23 protein-coding genes are annotated in these 25,732 nt (G+C 42.7%); 9 read left to right on the top strand and 14 right to left on the bottom strand.

What is annotated here, in order from left to right; all coding sequences use genetic code 11:
* Positions 1–12: 12 nt before the first annotated feature.
* Entirely contained in the window at positions 13–1,188 is a 1,176-nt protein-coding gene (gene purT, locus Vgang_RS05425) for a formate-dependent phosphoribosylglycinamide formyltransferase (RefSeq protein ID WP_105902689.1), read from the top strand.
* Positions 1,189–1,252: 64 nt separating this feature from the next.
* Here purT and Vgang_RS05420 read toward each other — a convergent pair whose 3' ends face one another.
* The 6 genes from Vgang_RS05420 to pheS all read right to left on the bottom strand — a co-directional run bounded on the left by Vgang_RS05420 (position 1,253) and on the right by pheS (position 8,712).
* Complete coding sequence (locus Vgang_RS05420; protein WP_105902690.1) at positions 1,253–1,900, bottom strand: thiopurine S-methyltransferase; 648 nt, start codon at positions 1,898–1,900, stop codon at positions 1,253–1,255.
* A gap of 110 nt (positions 1,901–2,010) precedes the next feature.
* Entirely contained in the window at positions 2,011–2,307 is a 297-nt protein-coding gene (ihfA, locus tag Vgang_RS05415) for an integration host factor subunit alpha (RefSeq protein WP_105902691.1), read from the bottom strand.
* A 565-nt stretch (positions 2,308–2,872) separates the two neighbouring features.
* Entirely contained in the window at positions 2,873–4,486 is a 1,614-nt protein-coding gene (locus tag Vgang_RS05410; protein ID WP_105902692.1) for a peptide ABC transporter substrate-binding protein, read from the bottom strand.
* Positions 4,487–4,668: 182 nt separating this feature from the next.
* Entirely contained in the window at positions 4,669–5,241 is a 573-nt protein-coding gene (locus tag Vgang_RS05405) for a hypothetical protein (RefSeq protein WP_105902693.1), read from the bottom strand.
* A gap of 84 nt (positions 5,242–5,325) precedes the next feature.
* On the bottom strand, positions 5,326–7,713 hold the full coding sequence (gene pheT / locus Vgang_RS05400) for a phenylalanine--tRNA ligase subunit beta (protein WP_105902694.1): 2,388 nt from the start codon (positions 7,711–7,713) through the stop codon (positions 5,326–5,328).
* Between the two features lie 18 nt (positions 7,714–7,731).
* Complete coding sequence (pheS, locus tag Vgang_RS05395; RefSeq protein ID WP_105902806.1) at positions 7,732–8,712, bottom strand: phenylalanine--tRNA ligase subunit alpha; 981 nt, start codon at positions 8,710–8,712, stop codon at positions 7,732–7,734.
* Between the two features lie 363 nt (positions 8,713–9,075).
* Here pheS and Vgang_RS05390 point away from each other — a divergent pair, with 363 nt between their 5' ends.
* Complete coding sequence (locus Vgang_RS05390) at positions 9,076–10,242, top strand: PQQ-dependent sugar dehydrogenase (protein ID WP_105902695.1); 1,167 nt, start codon at positions 9,076–9,078, stop codon at positions 10,240–10,242.
* Here Vgang_RS05390 and Vgang_RS05385 read toward each other — a convergent pair.
* The 7 genes from Vgang_RS05385 to Vgang_RS05355 form a co-directional block, all read right to left on the bottom strand.
* Positions 10,224–10,721, bottom strand: a complete 498-nt coding sequence (locus Vgang_RS05385) for a 5'/3'-nucleotidase SurE (RefSeq protein WP_264923528.1) — start codon at positions 10,719–10,721, stop codon at positions 10,224–10,226. The genes Vgang_RS05390 and Vgang_RS05385 overlap by 19 nt on opposite strands.
* Positions 10,722–10,735: 14 nt before the next feature.
* Positions 10,736–11,047, bottom strand: a complete 312-nt coding sequence (locus Vgang_RS05380; protein WP_264923527.1) for a 5'/3'-nucleotidase SurE — start codon at positions 11,045–11,047, stop codon at positions 10,736–10,738.
* Positions 11,048–11,592: 545 nt separating this feature from the next.
* A complete protein-coding gene (locus tag Vgang_RS05375; RefSeq protein WP_105902696.1) occupies positions 11,593–12,087 on the bottom strand; it encodes a GNAT family N-acetyltransferase in 495 nt (164 codons plus the stop codon).
* Positions 12,088–12,178: 91 nt separating this feature from the next.
* On the bottom strand, positions 12,179–12,565 hold the full coding sequence (locus tag Vgang_RS05370; protein WP_105902697.1) for a tautomerase family protein: 387 nt from the start codon (positions 12,563–12,565) through the stop codon (positions 12,179–12,181).
* Positions 12,566–12,852: 287 nt separating this feature from the next.
* Entirely contained in the window at positions 12,853–13,395 is a 543-nt protein-coding gene (locus tag Vgang_RS05365) for an NUDIX domain-containing protein (RefSeq protein WP_105902698.1), read from the bottom strand.
* Positions 13,396–13,419: 24 nt separating this feature from the next.
* Positions 13,420–14,148 carry an SIMPL domain-containing protein gene (locus tag Vgang_RS05360; RefSeq protein ID WP_105902699.1) on the bottom strand — a complete coding sequence of 243 codons (729 nt, stop codon included), beginning with the start codon at positions 14,146–14,148 and terminating at the stop codon, positions 13,420–13,422.
* Between the two features lie 22 nt (positions 14,149–14,170).
* Positions 14,171–14,569 carry a GFA family protein gene (locus Vgang_RS05355; RefSeq protein ID WP_105902700.1) on the bottom strand — a complete coding sequence of 133 codons (399 nt, stop codon included), beginning with the start codon at positions 14,567–14,569 and terminating at the stop codon, positions 14,171–14,173.
* 115 nt (positions 14,570–14,684) lie between these two features.
* On the opposite strand from Vgang_RS05355, the gene Vgang_RS05350 reads away from it, so the two are divergent.
* From Vgang_RS05350 to Vgang_RS05340, 3 genes are all read left to right on the top strand, one after another.
* Positions 14,685–15,404, top strand: a complete 720-nt coding sequence (locus tag Vgang_RS05350) for a tRNA (adenine(22)-N(1))-methyltransferase (RefSeq protein WP_105902701.1) — start codon at positions 14,685–14,687, stop codon at positions 15,402–15,404.
* A 259-nt stretch (positions 15,405–15,663) separates the two neighbouring features.
* The gene (locus Vgang_RS05345; protein WP_105902702.1) at positions 15,664–17,352 is read left to right on the top strand and encodes an NAD-dependent malic enzyme; all 1,689 of its coding nucleotides are present in this window, start codon (positions 15,664–15,666) and stop codon (positions 17,350–17,352) included.
* 262 nt (positions 17,353–17,614) lie between these two features.
* Positions 17,615–18,307 (top strand): SanA/YdcF family protein, encoded by a 693-nt coding sequence (locus tag Vgang_RS05340; RefSeq protein ID WP_105902703.1) that lies wholly within the window; start codon positions 17,615–17,617, stop codon positions 18,305–18,307.
* Positions 18,308–18,315: 8 nt separating this feature from the next.
* Here Vgang_RS05340 and Vgang_RS17065 read toward each other — a convergent pair whose 3' ends face one another.
* Positions 18,316–19,662, bottom strand: coding sequence for a GGDEF domain-containing protein (locus tag Vgang_RS17065; protein ID WP_105902704.1), 1,347 nt, complete (start codon positions 19,660–19,662; stop codon positions 18,316–18,318).
* Positions 19,663–19,926: 264 nt separating this feature from the next.
* Here Vgang_RS17065 and Vgang_RS05330 point away from each other — a divergent pair, with 264 nt between their 5' ends.
* The 4 genes from Vgang_RS05330 (at position 19,927) to cydC (ending at position 25,705) form a co-directional block, all read left to right on the top strand.
* A complete protein-coding gene (locus Vgang_RS05330; protein WP_105902705.1) occupies positions 19,927–20,763 on the top strand; it encodes a DUF2797 domain-containing protein in 837 nt (278 codons plus the stop codon).
* Between the two features lie 259 nt (positions 20,764–21,022).
* Positions 21,023–21,985, top strand: coding sequence for a thioredoxin-disulfide reductase (gene trxB, locus Vgang_RS05325; protein ID WP_105902706.1), 963 nt, complete (start codon positions 21,023–21,025; stop codon positions 21,983–21,985).
* A 221-nt stretch (positions 21,986–22,206) separates the two neighbouring features.
* On the top strand, positions 22,207–23,991 hold the full coding sequence (gene cydD / locus Vgang_RS05320) for a heme ABC transporter permease/ATP-binding protein CydD (protein ID WP_105902707.1): 1,785 nt from the start codon (positions 22,207–22,209) through the stop codon (positions 23,989–23,991).
* A complete protein-coding gene (gene cydC / locus Vgang_RS05315) occupies positions 23,984–25,705 on the top strand; it encodes a heme ABC transporter ATP-binding protein/permease CydC (protein ID WP_105902708.1) in 1,722 nt (573 codons plus the stop codon). The genes cydD and cydC overlap by 8 nt, the downstream gene beginning before the upstream one ends.
* Positions 25,706–25,732 lie beyond the last annotated feature (27 nt).

Below are 25,732 nucleotides of genomic sequence, written 5' to 3'. Positions count from 1 at the left end.
AGGAATACACAAATGTTTGGTACTGCAACAGCTTCTTCTGCAACAAAAATTATGCTTCTAGGCTCTGGTGAATTAGGCAAAGAAGTCGCCATTGAATGTCAACGCTTAGGCTTAGAAGTCATCGCATTAGATCGTTATGCAAATGCCCCAGCGATGCAAGTTGCACACCGAAGCTATACCGTTGATATGCTCGATGGTGATGCGATTGAAGCAATTATTGCTAAAGAAAAACCAGACTATGTCGTCCCTGAAATTGAAGCCATAGCAACTGACAAACTGGTTGAATTAGAGCAAAAAGGCTTAAATGTAGTCCCTACTGCTAATGCCACCAAACTCACCATGAATCGTGAAGGTATTCGCCGTTTAGCTGCAGAAGAATTAAACATCCAAACTTCCCCTTATCGATTTTGCGATACTTTTGAAGAATTTGAGCAAGCGATTGAATTTGTCGGGATGCCATGTGTGGTTAAACCAATCATGAGCTCATCTGGCAAAGGTCAAAGTGTGATTAAAACCTCAGCAGACATGCAAAGTGCTTGGCAATACGCGCAAGAAGGTGGCCGCGCTGGCGCAGGTCGAGTGATCATTGAAGGGTTTGTTGATTTCGATTATGAAATCACGCTTCTTACCGTTCGCGCTGTTGATGGGGTGCATTTCTGTACGCCGATTGGACACCGTCAAGAAGATGGCGATTACCGTGAATCATGGCAGCCACAAGCCATGACTGAAACTGCATTAAAAGCCGCTGAACAAATGGCCGAAAAAGTGGTTAATGCTCTCGGTGGCTATGGTTTATTTGGCGTAGAACTCTTTGTGAAAGGTGATGAAGTCATATTTAGTGAAGTTTCCCCTCGCCCACATGATACCGGCATGGTGACGTTAATTTCACAAGAGCTTTCTGAGTTTGCTCTACATGTACGTGCTTTTACTGGACTACCGATCAATTCAATTGTTCAATATGGCCCTTCTGCATCGGCTGTCGTGCTAGCTCAAGGCACATCAAACAACATCCAGTTTTCAGGACTACAGGAAGCATTAGCGATGTCACAAACTCAAGTACGTTTGTTTGGTAAACCTGATATTGATGGCCGTCGTCGTTTAGGTGTGGCGTTAACCCGCCGTGAAGATATAACAAGTGCGGTTTCTGATGCAGTTGAAGCGGCAAGTAAAGTGAAGGTAAGTTTCTAGCAACTCGAAATTCGAAGGCAGTACCAGCTAGCGACTGCCTTCAAACAACCCCTCGGCCCTATCCTCAATCCGATTCGATTAACCACACTTCCTCAGCAAAGCGAGATAATCCTTTTTGAATACGTGGGTGAGTTTCATCAGCCTCGTCACGTTGTAAGTGAGTAATGTTAAATCCCGCAAACAAAACTTCAATTTCAGATTTGGGCACGCTAAATGGCGGTCCTTGCATTTCGGATTGTGGATAATCCAAGCTGATAAGTAAAATTTTACCGCCTGGTGCAAGCAAAGACTTAATCCGTTCAGCGTAGATAGCGCGCAATTCCGGTGGTAATGCTATTAATGCTGCGCGGTCATAAATACATTGATATTGAGTTAAAGGCGCGGTGAAGAAATCACCCGCGTAAATCGACAGTTCATCAAATTGATACAACTCATGCTGCCCATTGAGTGGGGTAACCATTGGGGTATAGAAATGTTCAGCAAAAAAAGCGCGTACCGCAATGTTGCTAAGTTCAACACCAGTGACTTCTTCATGCTTTTGCGCTAACCAGATAAGATCTTCTGACTTACCACATAAAGGGACTAACACATTATCTTGACGTGCCAGACCTAATTGAAGCCAAAATGCAGTGAGCAGAGGATTAACATCATCAAGATGAAAGCCTATTTGATTTTCCGCCCATTTATTGTGCCAAAACTCCTGATCTTGCATGGTTTATTTTTACTCCATAGATGCATAAACATAATGACGACAGCATAAAAACAAAAAGGCCACCTTAAAGGGCAGCCTTCTTTCTCTATTCCAGTGACTTCAACACAACGTTATTTTTCTATCTTAATATTTTCAACGCGTGCTTTCAGTTTTTGGCCCGGTCTAAATGTTACCACTCGACGAGCTGAAATTGGAATATCTTCACCTGTTTTAGGGTTTCGTCCAGGCCTTTCACTTTTATCACGAAGATCAAAGTTACCAAAACCAGACAATTTAACCTGTTCACCGTTTTCTAAGGCTTTACGAATTTCTTCAAAAAACACTTCAACGGTTTCCTTGGCATCACGTTTACTGTAACCAAGTTTCTCAAACAGGTTTTCAGCCAAATCGGCCTTAGTCAGCGCCATAAAACATCCCTCATTTAACACCACTGTGGTTGTGGCTTTTATAGCATTAGTACATAGTTAGCAAGCGTAAAGCTATTAAGTAACACCGAAAGTGTATGCCAACCGTATGATTTCCGCCAAATTTTTTTAATCATCCGCTCCTACACCCTGAGAGTAGACAGTCTTGAATATGCCAGCACCAGAGAAAAGAGCAAAATAAAATACTATTTAATTCCAATAATTTGGTTTTGAAACAAACAAAAACTTCATCAATCAAGCCATTTATAAAACATTAAACTTTTTTCTTAAAAGTAAAATTTATGCAGTGACTTCATAGATCCAGCAAGCAAGTCTGCAGGAATTATTCATAAAATTTATAATAACTCATATTGATTTTTTTAACCATCTGATTATTTAGTCCTTTTCAAAATTGAAAAGTTCTCCACATTCACCAGTGAGGTACTAAATACTATTCAGACACAGAAACTTGTTTCACCTCTCATCGCAACCCAAAAGAAGAATCTACCTAATCTGATTCTTTTCGTAGCAGAAAAGGTAGAATCCTTCGTGGTTACTTAGTTCGTGATTATTTGGCTAGATACAAATCGCGTGTGTAACGACGATCCGATGCATTATCGGTGCTGTAACCACCTACATGCGGATTCTTCAATACAGCGCGAGTATAGAAATAAACGGGAATAGCCGGCATCTCTTGGGCAAAAACTTGTTCTGCTTTTTGATAAAGTGCCTCACGCTCTTTATCACTTTTCGCTACAGAGGCTTGCTTTAACGACTCATCATAATCGGCATTGCTCCAACCACCATAGTTCAGACCAGAAGAATCGAAATAAGATAAGAATGTTGAGGCTTCATTGTAGTCCCCCATCCATGCATAACGAGCAACGGAAAAGTTTTTCGAAGATAGCGTTTGCAAGAACGTTTTCCACTCTTGGTTAGCAATCGATACCTCTGCGCCTAAATTTTTCTTCCACATCGACGCCATAACAATGGCTAATTTCTTATGTGCTTCACTGGTGTTGTATTCCAGTTCAAATTTCAAAGGATGAGAACTGTCATATCCCGCTTCTTTCAATAATTCTTTGGCTTTTTGATTACGATCTTTTTGTGACCATTCGGCCCAATCCAGTTTTGGAACATCAAAGCCCGCTACAGCAGGAGGAGTGTTGGTATAAGCAGGCAGTTGACCTTGGCCTAAAATTCTTTTGGTAATAACATCTCTATCAATTGAGTAGGCAAGCGCCTTACGGACACGCGGGTCATCAAATGGTTTCTTATTCATATTGAACAAATAGTAATAAGTACCAAGCGATGGCATAGTCAGCAATTCATCAGGGCGTTCTTTCTTGATGGTTTGATACAGCTCAAGCGGTACAACACTAGTAATATCAATTTCGCCGGTACGATAGCGGTTATATTCGGCATTCACATCCGAAATTGGCAAATACGTCACTTTATTGATTACCGTTTGCTTGTCATTCCAATACTCTTTATTGCGCTCTAAAACAATTTTCTCATTAATCACCCATTCAGATAATTTGTAAGCCCCACTAACGACAATATGTTCAGGTTTAGTCCAAGCTTCTTTGTATTGTTTGACCACTTTTTCTGGTAAAGCAAAAGTACTCTCATGAGCAAGCATCTTAGTAAAATATGGAACGGGTTTGGTCAAAGAAATCTGCAGAGTTTTATCGTCCAGTGCTTTTACACCCAATGAGTCAGGGGCTTGCTCACCTTTAGTGATCAAATCAGCATTCACAATGCTAGCCATAGAGACATACCACGAATATGGAGCACCAGTTTTAGGATCGACAATTCTTTGTAATGCAAACACAAAATCGTGTGCAGTAATAGGATCACCATTAGACCAGTTAGCATCACGTAAATGGAAAGTATATTGCTTGCCGTCTTCCGAGATATCCCACTTTTTTGCTAAAGCAGGAATGATATTGCCGTGAAGATCTTCGGTCACAAGACCTTCAAACATATCGCTGATCACGCGTGAACTTGCCGTATCGGATGACATAGTTGGATCCAGTGTTGGCACTTCATCGCCGTTGCCACGAACAATCTCTTGTTTATCTGCTAACTGCACATTATCTGGCACTTGGGCAGCAAAAGCTGAAATAGAAAATAACGCGCTTAACGCAAGCGCGAGACTTGATTTAGTCAATGTATGCATCTGTTTTATATCCTTATTATTGTTGATGTGCATCCTGTAAAATCACTCAGATTTAATTGCACATGTGAATCTCAATAACTCACATGCAATACATGTACCGAATTTATCAATACTTTTCTACAACTTAGAACGAAAAAAACCGCCTAGGTAAGCGGTTTAATGAAAAAGCTTGAAGCTAACCATCAATCTTGAATGCTTTCCACTATGCCTTGGCTGTTAAACAGCACATTCATTTTATTAAAGCGATTCTTCCAATACACCCAAGTATTGAGGTCAGTTGTTGGGGTGACATGTGCTGGTGGATAGCCAATCGCGTTCAATACGCCTTTTTTAGACATGCCTTTATACACTCGCCCTTCCTTAATCCCCTTTTGGTCTGTGCTATTTAAGCCAGTTAAGTTCGGGCATGAGGTACCAAAGTCTCTTAAGATCCCAGATTTAAAATCTCCTGTCGCTTTATGCCAAACATACATATATTCCAAACCCGTCTCTTGGATTTTAAATGTCATCACTTTACTGTTGGCTTCGATAACATCCACTTTAGTGCAACGAGGTATAAAGCCATCTTGTAAATAATTGAGGGTAAACAGTTTCTTTCTGGCTGCATCAGGGTGAAGGTTAACCTGAGTATAAATCGGTTGAGTGGTATTGATTAAATCGACATTATCGCTGGTGACTAAATCCGGGCTAGAAGCACAGCCAAACAGAGATAATGTCGATAAAATCACACTCGCTATAACAGTTTTGTTTTTCATACAGCCTCACAATCAAAAAGATAAAAAAAATCCACTCACCAAGTTTATGGCAAGTGGATTCATATTGCTCAGCTAAATATCACATTAGTCGCGAAGGCTTGCACCAAATTGAGAGCTCAACGCAGCAACAATGGCATCTACTGAAGCAGCAATATCCGCATCTTCTAGTGTACGCTCTGTTGACTGTAGGCTTAGTGCGATTGCAAGGCTCTTCTTACCTTCTTCCACACCTTTACCACGGTATACGTCAAACAATTTCGCGCCAGTTAATAGCTCACCACCGTTTGCTAAACATGCGTCAACTACGTCACCGCTTGCGATAGCGTTATCAACCACAACCGCGATATCACGACGGTTTGCAGGGAATTTAGATAGGCTTACCGCTTCAGGGATCACGCGCGTATCAATTGCAGACCATTCGATTTCAAACACAATAGTGCGACCATTTAGGCCAAACTTGCGCTCTAGTTCTGGGTGAACCGTACCAATCACACCGACAGGTTTGCCGTCAACGATGATAGCAGCCGCTTGACCTGGGTGAAGAGCTGGGTGCGAAGTTGCTGCAAATGAGTATGATTTTTCGTTCGCAGTTAATTCAAGAATCGCTTCCAAGTCACCTTTGAGGTCAAAGAAATCAACCGTATTCGTTTCGATATCCCAATGTTCTTCGCTGCGAGTACCAGCGATCACACCAGCAAGCATTGGCTCTTGGCGCATACCGTTTTCAGCAGTTTCACAAGGGATGAAACGTAAACCGTATTCAAATAGACGAACGCGTGGTTGTTGACGTTTTTGGTTGTGAACAACTGTGTTTAGCAAGCCTTGGATCAAGCCTAAACGCATTGCTGACATTTCCACAGAAATTGGGAAAGGCAGAATTAGTGGCTCAACGTCTGGCACGATCAGTTTTTGTTGCTCAGGCTCAACGAAGCTGTATGTAATCGCTTCTTGGAAACCACGGTCAACAAGCAGGTTACGAACACGTTTAAGAGGCAAGTTTGCTTCTTTGTGATCGTTCATGCTTAGTGCAGCTTTTGGTGCTTGATTTGGAATGTTGTCGTAACCGTAAATACGGCCTACTTCTTCAATCAAATCTTGCTCGATGGCGATATCAAAACGCCATGTTGGCGCAACAGCCGTCCAACCTTCGTTTGTAGACTCAACGGCCATACCTAGACGCTCTAGGATCTCAACCACATCACTATCTGCAATATGGTGACCTAGCAAGTTGTCTAGTTTAGTGCGACGTAGTGCTACTTTGTTTGGCGTTGGTAGATCTGCTTCAGATTCCACTGCAACAACAGGAGCGACTTCACCGCCACAGATTTCAACTAATAGCGCCGTTGCACGCTCCATTGCGCTCACTTGCAATGCGTAATCCACACCACGCTCAAAACGCATTGAAGAATCCGTATGTAAACCATAGCTACGCGCGCGACCACGGATGTGATCAGGTGCGAAGAAAGCACATTCAAGTAGAACGTCTTTAGTTTCAGTTGTTACGCCAGACTCTTCACCACCGAAAATACCAGCGATAGCTAGTGCTTTATTGTGGTCTGCAACAACTAGAGTATCAACGTTTAATTTCGCTTCAGTACCGTCAAGTAGAGTCAGTTTTTCATCTTGCTCAGCCATGCGAACCACGATGCCACCTTCAATTTTAGCGAGATCGAATGCGTGCATTGGTTGGCCTTGCTCAAGCAAAATGAAGTTAGTGATGTCGACCACTGGATCGATTGAACGAATACCACAACGACGCAATTTTTCTTGCATCCAAAGTGGTGTTTCAGCTTGAACGTTCACGTTCTTAACCACGCGACCAAGATAACGAGGACACGCTGCTGGTGCTTTCACTTCGATAGAAACTTTGTCTTCGATTGAAGCTGCAACGGCTTCTACAGAAGGTTCCGTTACGTCAGCACGGTTTAATACGCCAACTTCACGCGCCATACCACGAATGCTGAAACAGTCAGCGCGGTTAGCGGTTAGATCAACATCAACTGTTACGTCATTTAAGCCAAGGAATTCACGGAAATCGGTACCGATAACGGCATCTTCTGCTAGTTCCATGATGCCATCTGATTCCACATCGATGCCAAGCTCAGTAAATGAACAAAGCATACCGTGAGATGGTTGGCCACGTAATTTTGCTTTTTTGATTTTGAAATCGCCTGGTAGAACAGCACCAACCGTCGCAACCGCCACTTTCAAGCCTTGACGGCAGTTTGGCGCACCACAAACGATGTCTAATAATTCTTCTTCGCCAACATCTACTTTTGTGACACGTAGTTTGTCTGCATCTGGGTGTTGACCACATTCAACAACTTTACCTACTTTTACGCCAGTAAAGCTGCCAGCAACAGGAAGTACGTCGTCGACTTCTAGGCCAGCCATTGTAATTTGGTGCGTTAACTCATCGGTCGTAACTGCCGGGTTAACCCACTCACGAAGCCATGATTCGCTAAATTTCATTGTGATTAATCCTCTCGGTTACTTGAATTGTTTTAGGAAACGAAGATCGTTTTCGAAGAACGCGCGTAAGTCATTTACGCCGTAACGCAACATGGTTAAGCGCTCAACGCCCATACCAAATGCGAAGCCCGAGTATTTTTCAGGATCAATGCCAACGCTGCGAAGTACATTAGGGTGAACCATGCCACAACCTAATACTTCCAGCCATTTGCCGTTTTTACCCATTACGTCCACTTCTGCAGAAGGCTCTGTGAATGGGAAGTAAGATGGACGGAAACGCACTTGTACTTCTTCTTCAAAGAAATTGCATAGGAAATCGTTCAAGATGCCTTTTAGCTGTGCAAAGTTTACGTTTTCATCAACCAACATACCTTCCACTTGGTGGAACATTGGCGTATGCGTTTGGTCGTAATCGTTACGGTATACACGGCCCGGAGCAATGAAGCGGAATGGTGGTTTACCATTTTCCATGGTGCGGATCTGAACACCAGAAGTGTGAGTACGTAACATCAAATCAGGGTTAAAGAAGAAGGTGTCGTGGTCAGTACGAGCTGGGTGATCTTCTGCAATGTTCAATGCATCGAAGTTATGGAAAGCATCTTCAATTTCAGGGCCAGCTTCAACGTTAAAGCCAAGCTCACCAAAAAATTGTTCAATGCGCTCAACGGTGCGTGTCACTGGGTGTAGACCACCATTTTCAATACGGCGACCTGGTAGAGAAACATCAATGGTTTCTGCAGCCAGTTTTGCTTCAAGTTCTGCACGCTGCAAAGCCTCTTTACGAGCAGCAATCGCTTGTTGAACCGTGCCTTTCGCTTTGTTGATTTCTTGACCTGCGCTACGGCGTTCTTCTGGTGGAAGTTTACCTAGGCTTTGTAGTTGAAGCGTTAACTCCCCTTTTTTACCTAGTACCTGTACACGGACATCTTCTAATGCCGCAACAGAATCTGCCTGCTCTATTGCTGCCGTTGCATTGGCAATAATTTGTTCTAATTGCATCGTTTCCTCACCTACCATCCGGTAGTCCTGTGGGTAGTTCAGTTCCTAATTGGCCGCTATCAGCCATTTTGCTCAACATCTTACCGCTCAATTCAATAAACAATTAAGCCAACAACGTTTAATGTAAAAAGTTATGCAAAATGGCGACGCTTTACGTCCAATAAAAAGCCAATAAAAATAGCCCTATATAGTAATGAATACCGCCCATAAAGCCAAATCGAAATCCCACCAAATAAAACTTTATTTTGTCTAATATTCAATTTGTCATTTCCATTTACGATTTGGTGCTCGATTTTTGCCCATTCCCTGTCCAAAGTAGTCATATATACCCAAGTGACCTCAATACAAATCAAGGACGGTTCAATGCTGACTTCTCTTCCAAGCCTAAAACCCAGTCTAAAACGTCGCATCTATTCGACTTTACTGGTTGTCAGTGCCATCTCTGGCCTCTCAATGACATCGCACTCACTTTACGCACAAACAGAAACCGATAAGCAATACAACACTCAAATCATGGCAGACAGCTTAGGCGTCATTTGGGGAATGGATTGGGTGAATGATCGCCAATTGATAATGACTGATCGCAATGGCGAAGTGTATCTATTCGATATCAATACTCGCCAAAAAATTAACCTTGCAGGTCTGCCCGACATCAAAGTATCAGGACAAGGCGGCCTGCTTGATGTCGCTAGATATACCGATTCAAATCAGCAAACTTGGTTTTATTTTACCTATGTAAAACCCCTTGATGGTGGTAATTCGGCAACCACGCTTGCTCGTGCCCAATTAGATATCACCAATAAAAAACTGACCCAATGGCAAGATCTACTGGTCACTGATTCTGCCGATAGCAGCAGTAAACACTTTGGTAGTCGTATTACCTTTGACCAGCAAGGCCATGTCTATTTTGGTGTTGGCGATAGAGGCAATCGGGATAATGGGCAAAATAGCCAAAATCAAGCCGCGTCTATTCTGCGCTTAAATGTCGATGGTTCCATTCCTCAAAACAATCCATTTGTTGAAAATAAGAAAGGCAATCCTGCCGTGTGGAGTTTTGGTCACCGTAACCCACAAGGTTTAGTGTTTGACCAAAAGAGAAAAATCCTTTGGGAAGTCGAACATGGCCCGCGTGGTGGCGATGAAATTAACCTTATCAAACCCGGTTTAAATTTTGGTTGGGCGAAAACGTCACACGGCAAAGAATATTGGAACCCAATGGATGTCGGTGAAGCGAAAACCCTACCCGGAATCGAAGCACCCGTGATGGTGTATGTGCCTTCGATTGCGCCCAGCAGTGCGGTGATTTATCACGGTGAGGCGTTTTCAAGTTGGAATGGCAATATGCTCATTGGCGCGCTCGCCGGAACTCATATCAACATGGTGTCATTTGATGAGCAAAACCAACTAAAAGATGAAATTCGCTTAGTGGAAGATCTGAATGAACGTATACGAGACATCATTGTGGATGAAAAAGGCTTGATTTACTTTTCAACCGATAGCGGCAAGTTGTATCAACTCAGCCCTAAATAAAATTTAGATGAGGCATAGCCTTTTTCTAACATAGCTTGAGCAGCGTAAGCCACTAAATCATCGTTTTCAGATAAATCACCTGTAAACAACACTTCCATATTACCGGCATTCCAACCTACATCGGTATATTTATATCCTAGGTTGTGATTCATATCTTTTGGAGTATTAACATTTAAGCCAGTATAAGCAGGAAGCAATGGTTGACCTGCTGGTTGTGTTTCCACCAACTTGGCCACAATATCAACAACCGTCTGCGCAACCAATTTTGACTGCTGATCATCGGAAGCCGTTACTTGATCTGCACTCACCACAATCGCAGGAATACCGCGACTAAGCGCAATCATGGTCGCACCTAATGTCCCTGAGTTATTATTCATATAACCCAAGTCATTACCTTCATTTGGACCCGAAATAACCAGATCGGGTTCTTGCCCCCAAACTTGCTGTGCGGCCTGATCGATACCGTACAACACTGCCATCGCAGGAGTGCCCTCTACATACTCATCAAATCGTTTTGTCCCATCCGTTTCACCGACACAAAACATATTTTAGAGCTACGTGTATCATCCACCGGCACCGATTTCATAAAGATCATCGAACCGCCTTTACCACTTTGTGGGCCACAAGGTGCCGACATCACAACACTGTGCCCAGCAGATTCCAACGCTGACTTTAAGTTTTGAATATTTTGCGTTCTCCAACTGTCATCATTAGTTAAGACGATATTTAAAGCCATGGCAGATGGACTCAGCATTGCGCTTGAAAGTAATGTTGCGGTTAAAAGACGATTAAATGTTATGTTCATTGTTTTCCCTATCAATTTTAATTTTAGTTGTGCTGCATCCGCAGATGAGTAGCACTACTATCAAGAAAAACATGAATTTACTGTGACACATTAATGGCAATATGATGACGATTGATTTCAATGGCTTAGATTGTGAACACACACCAAAGCATCATATTTTGAATAAGTCATACTTGGGCATGAATGAATTGATTCAACTTTATCATCCCAAACATAAAACAACATTGGACAGCATTTCGAGTATTACAGGTAAGCCAACTCGGAGTTGGAAAAATAAGAATCACTCCCAGCCTCGTCATCCCGCACATGAGCCAAAGCGAAGAAGATGCGGGATCTCGCTTTCACGTAAGTTTCATTGGTGTGAGAGATTCCGGATAACTCTTGCCTCGTTTCCGGAATGACAGGTTTTGTGGGAGTCAAAGTTTTCAAACATGAATGAGCTAGAGAGATAATCTATCTCGATATTGGACAGAAATGATTTAGAGTTACTGAGCTAAACCATTTTTATCTGATTAGGTGAAGTATCTTGACAGCTTAAACGCTTGTTATGTGCGTGCTAAACGATATCGCCTTACAGTGCCCTCGCTTTCACTTGTGTAGTTGCCAAGATACTCACCGCCACTGTTTTCGATAACCTTTTGGGACGCTGGATTGTCAATTGAACAAGTAACAATAACTGAGTCAGTAACAACATGCTCTCGCACCCAAGCAAGAAGAAATGAGGCTACACCTTTACCACGAGCTGACGGTCTAGTTTCGTAGCCAACGTGCCCAATGACATTTTCTACGTTGGCATTAGTACCTTTACGAACTCGAATAGCGCCTAAGATTTCAGCGTTAGATACGCAATAATAAGTTGTGCTGGGTAAATAACCGTTTGGTAATTCAGAAGTTGCCTTAGAACGTTCAACCAAACCTGATAAATAAGCTTCAGGATCTTGTTCAACGCCGGAATATTTAGGGATACCCGACTCCAAACATTCTTTCGCGTAACTTGCTAATATTGGAGCCAAATCTGGACTCGCTTCTACTACTTCCATGTCAATTTTTCTCAAAAGCACATAACGCCCGCCATAAACGGCCGAGTGAAACGAGGTCCGACGACCGAAGGGAGCGAATTTAATGGCTTTGTTACACGTTGACTTTGTACTTGAGGTCATTTGCCTCATCCCCTGTCATCCCGCGGAATCCCCACTGATGCGGCTGCTGCTCCTTGATCGTAATTTCAACGTCAATTGGCGGTAAGGATAGCTGCGACTCGAGCTCTTGGAACAGTGACTTGATAAGAGCCTTTTGCGTCTCCGGCTTCCGGCCGGACATCATGTTGATTTCAATGACTGTATAGGCGTCGCTTCTGCCACCAGGGTAATAGAAATCCTCTCGTTCCAAGGGCACAAATCTATGCGCACGCTTATCTTCTGGCATACCTAGAACAGACTGCATGCAGCTATGAATGACATCCGATAGATTGGCCTTTATTGGATTTAGCTGGTCCTTGATTCCATAAACTACAATCATGCTATTTCCTTAATACGTGTAACAATTTAATAGACGGAAAAAATCCGTATAGTCTTTCCGTCTATCATTCCATTCGCTTTTTCAATCAACAAGCTAAATAGTTAAATTTCTTCATAAAGTAGGACTTATCTCATATTCACTCAGCATAAAATGCGGAAATAATCCGTCTAGTTCACCAAAGCCAACTCGTGACAAAGACCTGTGTATTTAACCAGTTCCAAACTAACCTAAAACAGGAACTCTATCTCTGCTTTATACATGCCTAGCTTTCTAACTAAAATGGAAATTTATGTGAGCAACCCCTTCAACTTCGCCAAGCCATAAGCGTTAACAGTGGAAGCATCTTTAATTTCACCCGCGATGATCATTTGCTCGAACGTTTTGAGTGACATTTTTTTTGCTACTAGCCCTTCTTCTTCCGCCTCTAACTCGGTTGATTGCTGAGTTAAATCCGTCGCTAAATAGATGTGGTAGCCTTGATTAGAATAGCCATAAGCTAAGTATTGACAGCCGACGTAAGTCATCTTGCCTGCGACTAGACCGGTTTCTTCTTTCAGTTCACCTGCTGCAAGGAGAACAGGATCAGCGTCTGGGTTACTCTCCCATGCGCCTTGTGGAAACTCTAATAAACGCTCACCGACGGCATAACGATATTGTTCAACTAAATACACATCGTCACCATCAACTGGCAAAATGACCACAAAATCTGGCTTTTCTACCACGCCATAAATGCCCTGCGCCCCGCTTGCTCGCTGGATTTTATCTTCACGCACTGTCATCCATTTGTTTTGATAAACCACTTCCGAACTTAGCGTTTCAATTTCTTTCATACTACAACCTAACGTATTTTTAAATTAATCAGATAAGTAATATTGTACCGTTGAAACTACACGTATTTTCTTGATATAAGGCGTGTTTTTATCACGTGGCAAGATGGTGAATTGCCCCTGAGAAGCACGTTTAATTTTGCCTAACTGACTATCAGAGTCTTTGGCAAATTTCTCCGCTACCACTCGCGCATTTTTTGTCGCTTCTTCTACCATCGCAGGCTTAATATCATTCAATTTGGTGTAAATGTATTCTGGCTGAGTAGCGTAACTGTCACCGCTAAATACAATGCCTTGCTTACCTAACTCCGACATTTCTGCCATCACATTGCGTACCACATCAATTTTATGCGAATACACGGTCACGGTTTGATTAGCAGAATAACGAAACTCGGCGCGAGAATTGTCGCCCCATTGCTGTGCGGATTTGTCGGTAATATTAGGCGCACTAAAGCTCATCTCTTCAGGTGAAACGCCTTTAAGAAGTAAAAACGCTTTAATTTTTTCACTATTTCTATCTACTTGGTTATACAGCTCTTGCAGGTCATTAGTGGCTAGAGTGAACTGAATCGGCCAAATCACTACATCTGCAGTGACTTCTTTTTCCGCCAGCCCTTTCACTGTCACGCTGCGTTCAAACTGTTTATAAGCAATCGCTGCAGACGATAATTGATAGCCTAAAATGGCTAAACCAATACACACAAAGAAACCCAGCAAAGCCGCTGGTATCCATTTTGTCGCCGTTTGATTTGTCATAACCTATCCTTTTTCTGAAAATCTATTTACGGTCGGCCGGATGGTTTACGCCATCACTAGTTTCAATATCGCCCAAATCAAATGGATTCACACCCTCAAGGCAACCCACATTGTAACCGTACTCACTAGGATCTGAACGTCGCTGATGATGAGTATAAATACCACATATAGAACAAAAATAATGTTTTGCTGTGCCCGTATTAAATTGATAAAGACGAAGCGCTTCATGCCCTTTGACTATCTTCAAATTATCCAGTGTCACAGATGCCGCAATGGCACCTCGACGACGGCAAAACGAACAATCACAACGGCGTGGCTTTTCAATGCCATTCGGTAAAGTGAGTTCCAACTCAACCGTACCGCAATGGCAGGTTGCTTTGTGCTTAAGTAAAATCGGTGTGCTCCCGACTTGTTTGATCATTCTTCCTCCTAACCTCGCTAGATAAATGTTATGACAGAGAGCATAACATTCCATTACAATGTCGCGCCTTTAAGTTACCTGCAATAAAAGCAGAAAATAGCATTCAACTGACATCATGAAATTAAGCCAACGTTTACAGCATATCGAACAAATGATCCCAACTCGTTACCAGCATATTTGGGATTGTTGCTGTGACCACGGATTTTTGGGCGCCGCATTATTAGAGCGTCAAGCTGCGCCATACATTCATTTTGTCGATATTGTTCCGACCTTGATAGCCGATCTTACCCAACGGCTTGAGCAATTCTTCCCTAATTCACCGTCGCAATGGACAACTCAATGTCAAGATGTGACGACGCTTGCTTTATCTCAATACCAAGGAAAACAGTTAGTGATTATTGCCGGTGTCGGTGGCGATTTAATGACAGATATGGTGCATGCTTTACATCAGCAGTTTTCTCATCTCGATATCGACTTTTTATTATGTCCGGTTTACCAACAATTTTTGTTACGGGATGCATTAATTAAGATGAATATGAGCCTTATTGAAGAAAAGTTGGTAGAAGATAAAGGTCGTTTCTATGAAGTGATGTTTGTTTCTCAACAAGCCCCTGTCGATTCATCAAATACGATATCCCCTGCTGGTCACCACATTTGGCAGGCCTCAGACGCAACACAACTCGCAATAGCAAATCGCTACTTAAACAAAACCCTAACACACTATCAACGCATGCAATTAAATGCGCCTAAACAGGCAAAAAAAGCGCTGAAACACTACCAAAAACTACTTACCAATAACGTTATGAGCGAGATCGAAACATCAAAACCGACATAAATGTATACAAAATTTAAAAAAATTGTATCGGAATAAAATATCAAATTTCAGCTTATTCAAAATGATAAAATCATTCAAAACAGAACAATAGTTAATCATTTCTCTAACTCTTTACCATTACCCCTTCTATTCTTACCTTTCAATTCTGTGCACTAAAGCCAAACATTTGGGAAAGATTGTTTACAATTATTAGAAGCAATTTATTATTACCCTATACTATGTTTTTCTCATTCTGCACGTTGAAAATAAGAGTCTGCTAATGAATAACGATAAACGTCCCCTGTACATCACCTACGCTGGTCCTGTTTTAATGGCAACACCGCTGCTTAATAAAGGTAGTGGTTTTACTTTTGAAGAAAGAAAAGAATTTAATCTCGAAGGCCTTTTGCCGGAAGCGACTGAAACCATCCAAGAGCAAGTTGAACGTGCCTATCTGCAATATAAAGCGTTTGAAAGCGATATGGATAAGCATATCTATCTACGCAATATTCAAGACACCAACGAAACGCTGTTCTACCGCTTAGTGCAAAACCACATCTCAGAAATGATGCCAATCATCTATACCCCAACGGTTGGCGCTGCATGTGAGAACTTCTCCAACATTTATCGCCGTGGCCGTGGGCTTTTTATCTCTTACCCAAACCGCGACCGCATTGATGACCTGGTGAACAATGCCACCAGCCAAAACGTGAAAGTTATCGTCGTTACCGATGGTGAGCGTATTCTTGGCTTAGGCGATCAAGGCATCGGCGGCATGGGTATCCCTATTGGTAAGTTATCTTTATATACCGCTTGTGGTGGTATTAGCCCTGCTTACACCCTGCCGATTGTTCTCGATGTCGGTACTAACAACCCACAACGTCTCGCGGATCCTATGTATATGGGGTGGCGTCATCCGCGAATTACTGGTGCTGAATACGACAAATTTGTTGAAGACTTCATGCAAGCAATTAAACGCCGCTGGCCTGATGCTCTCATTCAGTTTGAAGACTTTGCTCAGAAAAATGCCATGCCATTACTTGAGCGTTATAAAGACAAGTTCTGCTGCTTTAATGATGATATTCAAGGGACGGCGGCGGTCACGGTAGGGTCGTTAATTGCGGCTTGTCATGCAGCAGGAAGTAAATTATCCGAACAACGCATCACCTTTGTGGGTGCTGGCTCAGCCGGTTGTGGTATTGCCGAAGCCATTATTGCGCAAATGGTGTCAGAAGGATTAACCGATAAACAAGCACGTTCTCAAGTCTACATGGTGGATCGCTGGGGTCTATTACAACAAGGCATGAAAAACCTTCTCGATTTCCAACAAAAGTTAGTGCAAGAAGACAGCAACCTTGAACATTGGGAAGGCGAAGAGCAAGGCTATTCATTGCTGGATGTGATGCGTAATGCGAAACCAACGGTATTGATTGGCGTATCTGGTGTACCAGGTTTATTCAGTCAAGAAGTGATTGAAACCATGCACGCACATTGTGAGCGCCCTATTATCTTCCCATTATCGAATCCTACTAGCCGTGTTGAAGGTACGCCGCAGGACATCTTTGAATGGACACAAGGTAAAGCGTTAATTGCCACAGGAAGCCCATTTACGCCGGTGAAATATGAAGGCAAAGATTACCCAATCGCTCAATGTAACAATAGTTATATTTTCCCAGGCATCGGTCTTGGCGTGCTGGCTGTATCGGCTTCTCGCGTAACGGACGAAATGTTGATGGAATCAAGCCGAGCATTAGCAACTTGCTCTCCACTTGCTTTAAAAGGCAGAGGGGCGTTGTTGCCACCATTGGAAGAAATTCATTCGGTTTCTAAGAAAATTGCCTTTGCTGTCGCCAAGAAAGCCATTGAGCAAGGTGTGGCGCTTTCCATTACTGATGAAGCGATTGAAGCTGCGATTGATAACGGTTTCTGGCAACCAGAATATCGTCGCTATAAACGAACCGCTTTCTAATAAAGTCTGATCTGTTTGAAAATCAAACAAAAATGACAATGCTCTGTAAGCTCACTTTGATATTTTGTTAAAGTGGGCTTTTTTATTTTTCACTCTTCGGTTTGACTGTTATTATCAAAACACGCTTTCAGCAAGACGCACAATCGACATGACATGGAAACGCACATGATGAACACACAAAAAATACCTTCTTTTTTTTGTTTACCATTCACAATATTACTCGGCATCGCTACGCATGTCTGAGGAATTAAGCGTCCATACTATGTCTAGCTCCCCACTCCGACGTCAACTCATCATGAAATGGCTCACGCGCAGTTTAACGGTGGTAGCTATTCTGTTTGTGGTCTTTGCAAGTACGATTGTCCTGATTGATCGAATTATCAGTTGGCAAACACGCAGTTCTATCTACCATGACATCGCTAATGTGCCTAAATACGATGTTGGCTTGGTATTGGGTACCAGTAAATACATAGGCCATACTCTCAACACCTATTACTCACACCGTATTAATGCCGCGATTGAACTGCACCAACAAGGCAAAGTAAAAAACTTCTTACTCAGTGGTGATAATGCCCATCGTTCTTATAATGAGCCTTGGACAATGAAGCGTGATCTATTAAAAGCTGGCATAAAAGAAGAAAACATTCATCTCGACTACGCAGGGTTTCGTACACTCGATTCAATTATCCGCGCCAAAGAAATCTTTCTTGCCAACCATTTTTTGATCATTACGCAAGATTTTCACTGTGAACGAGCGCTATACATTGCACGCTATCATCACATTAATGCGCAATGTCTTGCTGTGCCTGGACCTCAAGATTCATCGGGATTGAGTATTCGGATTAGAGAAGTGTTTGCCCGCAGCAAGGCTTTCTTAGACTTGTATATTCTGCATTCTCAGCCGAAATTTTTAGGTCCAATCAAGCCCATTTGGGAAATAAAAGAAGCCGAATAACTGAACTGTTAAGCCAGTTTCAACATTACCTCTACACGGTTTCGACCATTATTTTTTGCTTTGTATAATGCTTCATCGGCACGCGCTGTCATCTCAATAGCATTTTCTCCAGATACCATTTCCGTAACGCCACAACTGCAAGTCAACGATCCAATTTCAGGCCACTGGTGTTGCTCTACAACCTGTCGAATACGTTCAGCTAATCTTGTTGCCCCTTCCAAAGGAGCATTAGGACAGAAAATAATAAATTCTTCACCACCCCAACGTACCAATTGATCATCATCCCGCAACTGCTCGTGAATCAGGCGTACAAACTCACGTAAAATCAAATCACCAACATTGTGACCAAAGGTATCGTTAATCGCTTTAAAATGATCCAAATCGACATAAATAATCGACAGTTTAGCCGTTCCCCAACGTACTCGTCGACTGACGTTGTCCAACCAATCACGAATACCAAATCGGTTAATCGCACCGGTTAACTCATCCGTCACGGCGAGTGCAGATACTTCCGTATATTTACTTTCTAAATCTTGATTCAATTGATCCAAATGTTTGGCGTGAGCGACGATTTTTTGCATTCTCTGGCGAGAGTGAAGCAATTCATACACCAAGAAAGTCAAAGCTGCGATTACCCAGATTGCAAGCAGACTGTACGCGAACCAACGAGGTTTTAAATACTGTCCTTTAAAAATGATCTTATTGACGGTAATGGTATGTGTGCCCATAACAGAACCCGAATCCGTGGCAATTTGGATCATGGGCACATTATCGAGTTTCACACCGGATTCTTCGATCGGCACATTGTAATCAAACAGCCACCACGTCAGCACTTGAAACTTATCAAAGCCAATATCTTTCCCACCCATACCAAAACCAGGGTGGTACTCAATACCATTATATTTCAGTGTGTTATCATCTTTTTGATTGAATACGGTTGGTTCAAAATTACGAACATTCACTCGTACACGTTCCGTTCCTGATTGAGGTCCTTGATAATCAATATCTAAAAACACGCGGTCAAAACTCGATAAGTCGAGCCCATTTTTAATATCGTCAGTTAAATTAATGGTGATTTCACAATATGGCCACGCATAGTCACTTGCTATTAAAGTACACGACATAATAGCTTTATCTTGATCAATAATTAAACGAGCTTGGCTTCGCCCCCCGACGACTTGATCTGACGCGACTTTGTAGTTGAACTTGTCTGGTGAAATGGTCAATGTTTTATTTTGCCCAACCGTGAAGTAAAAGCCTGCAAGTACAATATTGACGATAAAGAGCACCAATACAATTTTGATATAAGTTTTATTCAACATTGATTGTCCATTCGATTTTTCATTTTTTGCCATACTAACCACCCTACTCAAATTACCACTAAAGGCTTATTGGCAATATTGTTATTATCCAATGCAAAATAACTAATACAACATTTTATAGGTTTCTCTGTGGTGAAACTCCCATACAATGCATTTTATGGTGAATATTTGTTCAATTTTACACAGCAATGCGTTTATAACTGATTCCTATATCAACAGGTACAAAGGGAAAAGAAATTTAGATAGACTACACAAAAACACATACAACAAAGGTCAGCTGACCATAGGCAAAAAAGCATGTCACTAAACATCACTGGAACGCTTCAAAAATTACGCTCTGAATTTACTGTCGACAATGGCAATCAAGTTCAATATGCCATTCCCATCGGTGAACAATCCGTAGCACTTAATCCATATATCGGTCGCAGTATTACGCTTACACACACAGGTAATATTTTTTGCAGCGCTTGTGGTAAGAAAACTAAAAAAAGTTACTCCCAAGGGCATTGCTTTGTGTGCATGAAAAAACTCGCCAGTTGCGATATGTGCATTATGAAACCAGAAACCTGCCATTACGATCAGGGAACATGCCGTGAACCTGAATGGGGTGAAGCCAATTGTATGGTCGACCATTATGTCTACTTATCGAATACTTCGAGTTTAAAAGTCGGCATAACTCGTCACACTCAAATACCAACGCGTTGGGTCGATCAAGGCGCGACTCAGGGTTTACCAATATTCAAAGTGAAAACCCGCCATATTTCAGGCTTAATTGAAGTTGAGCTTGCTAAACATATCGCGGATAAAACCAACTGGCGCACCTTATTAAAAGAAGATGGCGATGATCTTCCCCTTGAACAGCATTTCGCTGAATTACTGCCATTAGTTGAACCCACTATTGCAGAGATAAAGCAACAATTTGGTGAAGATGCGATTGAAGTACTTTCAACCAACATCACGCCAATTGAATATCCCGTTGAACAACATCCCAAAAAGATTGTCTCTCATAACTTTGATAAAAACCCTATCGTGAGCGGTATATTGCAAGGCATAAAGGGTCAATACCTTATCTTAGATACTGGCGTAATCAACATTCGTAAATTCACCTCTTATGAAGTGACATTCTCTGATTAGATCCAAAAGTCTGGTTAGAGCTTAAAGTCTGATTAAATCAAAACTCACGGCTCTCGAAATAAGCTAGAGCTGTGAGTTATTGGATAAGCCAACTTCATTTTTAATGCCCTCGCCTCATACCCTGCTAGAAATTTGTTCGATTGCCACTTTTCTCACTAAATTGGAGCTCGAATCTCATCTATTACTTTCTTTAATGCGACATTTTCCATACAATCCAGACACAATCTATTGACCTTATCGCATTCAAGTTGGAGTTTTCATGAGCAACGTTAAGCATTGTAATTTACTGATCCTTGGTTCTGGTCCTGCAGGTTATACCGCAGCAGTTTATGCCGCTCGTGCCAATCTAAAACCTGTGCTTGTGACAGGTATGCAACAAGGTGGTCAGCTCACCACGACAACTGAAGTTGAAAACTGGCCTGGTGACGCGGAAGGCTTAACCGGTCCTGGCTTAATGGAGCGCATGAAAGAGCATGCAGAGCGTTTTGAAACCGAAATCATTTTTGACCATGTCAACGAAGTGGATTTTTCACAACGTCCATTCCGATTAAAAGGTGACTCAAACGAATACACCTGTGATGCATTAATCATTTCAACTGGCGCATCAGCCAAATACCTTGGCCTAGATTCTGAAGAAGCTTTTAAAGGCCGCGGTGTATCAGCTTGCGCAACTTGTGACGGTTTCTTCTACCGTAACCAAAAAGTCGCGGTTGTTGGTGGCGGTAATACTGCCGTTGAAGAAGCATTATATTTATCTAATATCGCCTCTGAAGTACATTTGATTCACCGTCGTGACACTTTCCGGGCTGAAAAAATCTTAATCAATCGCCTGATGGATAAAGTTGATAACGGCAACATCGTTCTTCACACAGACCGTACGCTTGAAGAAGTCGTGGGTGATGAAATGGGCGTAACCGGCGTTAAAATTAAAGATACTCAATCAGACACAGTGGAAACACTCGATGTAATGGGTGCCTTTATTGCGATTGGTCACCAGCCAAATACGGGAATTTTCCAAGGTCAACTTGAAATGAAAGATGGATACATCGTGGTGAAATCGGGTCTTGAAGGCAACGCAACTCAAACTAGCATTGAAGGCATCTTTGCTGCGGGTGATGTGATGGACCATAACTATCGCCAAGCCATTACTTCAGCAGGTACAGGTTGTATGGCTGCCTTAGATGCAGAGCGTTATCTAGACGCTTTACACACAACAAAATAATTCAATGACAGAGGGTATTTGATGCCCTCTTTTTTCAGCTGAACTCATATAATCCGATGAACCATCTTAATGATATCAATGGTTAAGCTGAACTAAACCCGACCGACTTTGTCATATCACTGCTATGCCTAACTTGGCATCTTCTCTGACCACAGTGTTTGTTTAAGCGGTCATAGGATCTCATCCTGTCCAATTCCACCCTAATGGGGAAAGAGTCTTACATGGATAAACAGCAAAGACGTCATTTAAATAAATGGCTGAAACAACAAGGTAAACTGGCCAAAACTTGGCTTTATGCCACTATCGGACTAGGTCTTCTTTCAACTCTATTTTTACTCGGCCAAGCGGCGTTTTTAGCCTCTATCCTGCACAGCATTGTAATCGAGCATACCGATAAACATCAGCTTATCAGTTCTTTCATTGGTTTAGCGGCCATGATTGCCGGTCGTGCATTGTGTACTTGGGGGCGTGAGATTGCTGGCTACCGTTGTGGTCAAGCAGTTCGCATTTATATCCGTCAGCAAATTTTGGATAAACTTCGTGACCTTGGGCCTGCGTATATTAAAGGAAAGCCTGCTGGTACTTGGGCGGCGTTGTTGCTTGAACAAGTGGAAGAAATGCAAGACTTTTTCTCACGCTACTTGCCACAAATGTCGTTGGCCGTTTTCATTCCTTTCTTAATTTTAGTGGTGGTCTTTCCATCCAACTGGGCAGCCGGGCTGATCTTCTTAATCACCGCCCCACTCGTACCATTATTTATGGCGCTAGTGGGCATGAAAGCGGCTGACGCCAATAAGAAAAACTTTAAAGCACTGCAACGTTTGTCTGGTCACTTTTATGATCGCCTACAATCCATGACCACCATTCGACTGTTTCACCGAGCAGAATCAGAAACTGAGCTGCTGCGTGGTGCGTCAGAAGTATTACGTAAAAGTACGATGGACGTATTACGTATTGCCTTCCTCTCTTCGGCGGTTTTAGAGTTCTTCACTTCAATTTCCATTGCTATCACTGCCGTTTACTTTGGTTTTAGTTACATCGGAGAACTGAATTTCGGTTACTACGGTGCTGGTATTACGTTGTTCACCGGGTTATTTATCCTGATCCTTGCACCTGAGTTTTACCAACCATTGCGCGATCTTGGCACTTTCTATCACGCGAAAGCACAAGCGTTAGGTGCAGCTGAAAGTATCGTGGAATTTTTAGATGCCGATGTTGAAGCGGCTCAATCAGGTCATACACCATTACCAACACCAGAGCGAGTGACCATTACCGCTGATAATCTAGAAGTCTTTAGCTCAGAGAAAACCAAACTGGTTGGCCCTATTTCATTTACGATCGATGCCGATCAAACCACTGCGCTAGTCGGCCCGAGTGGCGCAGGTAAAACCAGTTTAATCAACGCGATTCTAGGTTTTCTACCTTACACAGGCTCTTTACAGATCAATGGCGTTGAAGTGAAATTTCTCGACCTGGCTAACTGGCGTCAAAATATCAGTTGGGTTGGACAAAACCCGCTTTTGATCAACGGCAGCATTTATGAAAATATTGTTCTCGGCCAACAATCCATTTCTGAAGACGCTGTCAAAAAAGCGCTGCACGATGCCTTTGCGGATGAATTTGTTGCCAGCCACGGCCTTGATTATCACATTAGCGATCGTTCTGGTGGCCTATCGGTTGGTCAAGCACAGCGACTCGCACTGGCACGAGCCATGCTGCAAAATGGCCAATTCTGGCTACTAGATGAACCGACTGCCAGTTTAGACGCACACAGTGAAAAACTGGTTGCGAAAGCCATCAGTGACAATACGCAAGGTAAAACCACATTAATGGTGACCCACCAGTTAGATCATTTGCAACAAGTGGAAAAGATTCTGGTAATGCAATCGGGTCAAATCGTTCAGTCTGGTCAATATGATGAGATTAAAGATTCAGGTTTATTTGCTCGAATGCTGTCGTCTAAAGCTCAAAGCGACATCGAGAATAAGGGGAATTTAGATGCGTGAGTTAGCACCTTATCTCAAGTTATATAAGAAACATTGGTTTAGCCTATCACTGGGAATGTTCTTGGCATTTGCCACTTTAGTCACCTCGATTGGGCTGTTAACACTCTCTGGCTGGTTTCTCTCCGCAGCGGCAGTAGCGGGTTTAACCATAGCGCGCGAAACGTTTAACTACATGTTACCGGGTGGCGGCGTTCGTGGCCTAGCTATGGCTCGTACGGCTGGTCGCTGGGGTGAACGCGTCGTCAGTCACGATGCGACGTTCAAACTGCTTGCCGACTTACGCATTTTCTTCTTTAAGAAATTAACCCCGCTTATCCCTGGGCGTTTTTCTAAATTACGCGATGCCGACCTACTCAATCGCCTTGTGGCTGATGTGGACGCGATGGACCATGTTTATCTGCGCCTTATCAGCCCAATCATTGTTGGCGTGCTGGGGATTGTTTCTCTTACACTGTTTATTTGCTGGTTTGATATGACCATCGGGTTAACGCTTGGTGGTATTTTATTGGCACTATTGCTGCTATGGCCGGTCATTTTCTACAAACTGGGTAAACAAAACGGCACTACCTTAACGCAAAATAAAGCCAAATTACGTATCGCGACTTTAGATTGGGTTCAGGGCCACAGTGAGTTGGTTTTATTTGGTGCAGAGCCAAAATACCGTGATGCGATACATCAACACCAAGATGCCCTCATCGAAAATCAACTGAAAAACGCCCACTACACCGGCTTAGCTAGCGCACTCTTATTACTGGCAAACGGGTGGAGTTTAGTTCTGATCATTTGGATGGCAGCGGATGGTATCAATGGCCAACCACCAGGCCCAATGGTAGCAATGATGGCTTTCGCAACGATGGCAAGTTTTGAACTATTAATGCCAATCGCTGGCGCTTTCCAATACTTAGGTCAAACCCTAGAATCGGCTCGCCGCTTAAACGAAGTGCTATCGGCGACACCGGATGTAGTATTTCCTGAAGCAGGCACAGAAAGTGCTAACGACTATGATATTGAATTGGAAAATGTGCATTATCGCTATCAAGGTAGCCAAGCTGATGCACTCAAATCTGTGTCTCTATCTCTTTCAGCCGGCCAAAAAATGGCGATTGTCGGGCAAACGGGTTCAGGTAAATCGACCCTATTACAATTACTCACTCGCCAATTTGACGTAACGTCTGGCACGCTGAATATTGGTGGCTGCTCCATTACCGATTGGACAGAGAAAGGATTACGCCAAAGCATTTCAGTGGTAAGCCAGCGCGTGGATATTCTCAATGGCACGTTAAATGACAACTTACATCTCGCTAAACCTGATGCGACAGATGAAGAATTATCTGTACTCCTTACTGCGGTTGGCCTTGAGCACTTAAACCAAGGTTCAGGTCTTGATAGTTGGCTTGGAGATGGTGGCCGTCAATTATCCGGTGGCGAGAAACGCCGAATTGGTATTGCACGCGCAATTTTGCACGATGCGCCCATTTTATTACTGGATGAGCCAACGGAAGGTTTAGATAAACAAACTGAGCAACAAATCATGCAATTGCTTAGTCAACATAGTCAAAATAAAACCGTTGTGTTCGTGACACACCGTTTAGTCGGCTTAGAACAAATGGATATGATTTGTTTGATGGAACAAGGCGAAATTGTTGAACAAGGTAGCCACTCTGAACTGTTAGCTCAAGGTGGACTCTATCATCGCTTACATCAACGTATCTAACTCGCAGGCTAGTTAACCTTCGTTGAG

The sequence above is a fragment of the Vibrio gangliei genome (assembly GCF_026001925.1).
Lineage (GTDB): Bacteria > Pseudomonadota > Gammaproteobacteria > Enterobacterales > Vibrionaceae > Vibrio > Vibrio gangliei.
Note: the sequence above shows the minus strand (reverse complement) of the source record. Positions and strands in the feature narration are given on the sequence as shown.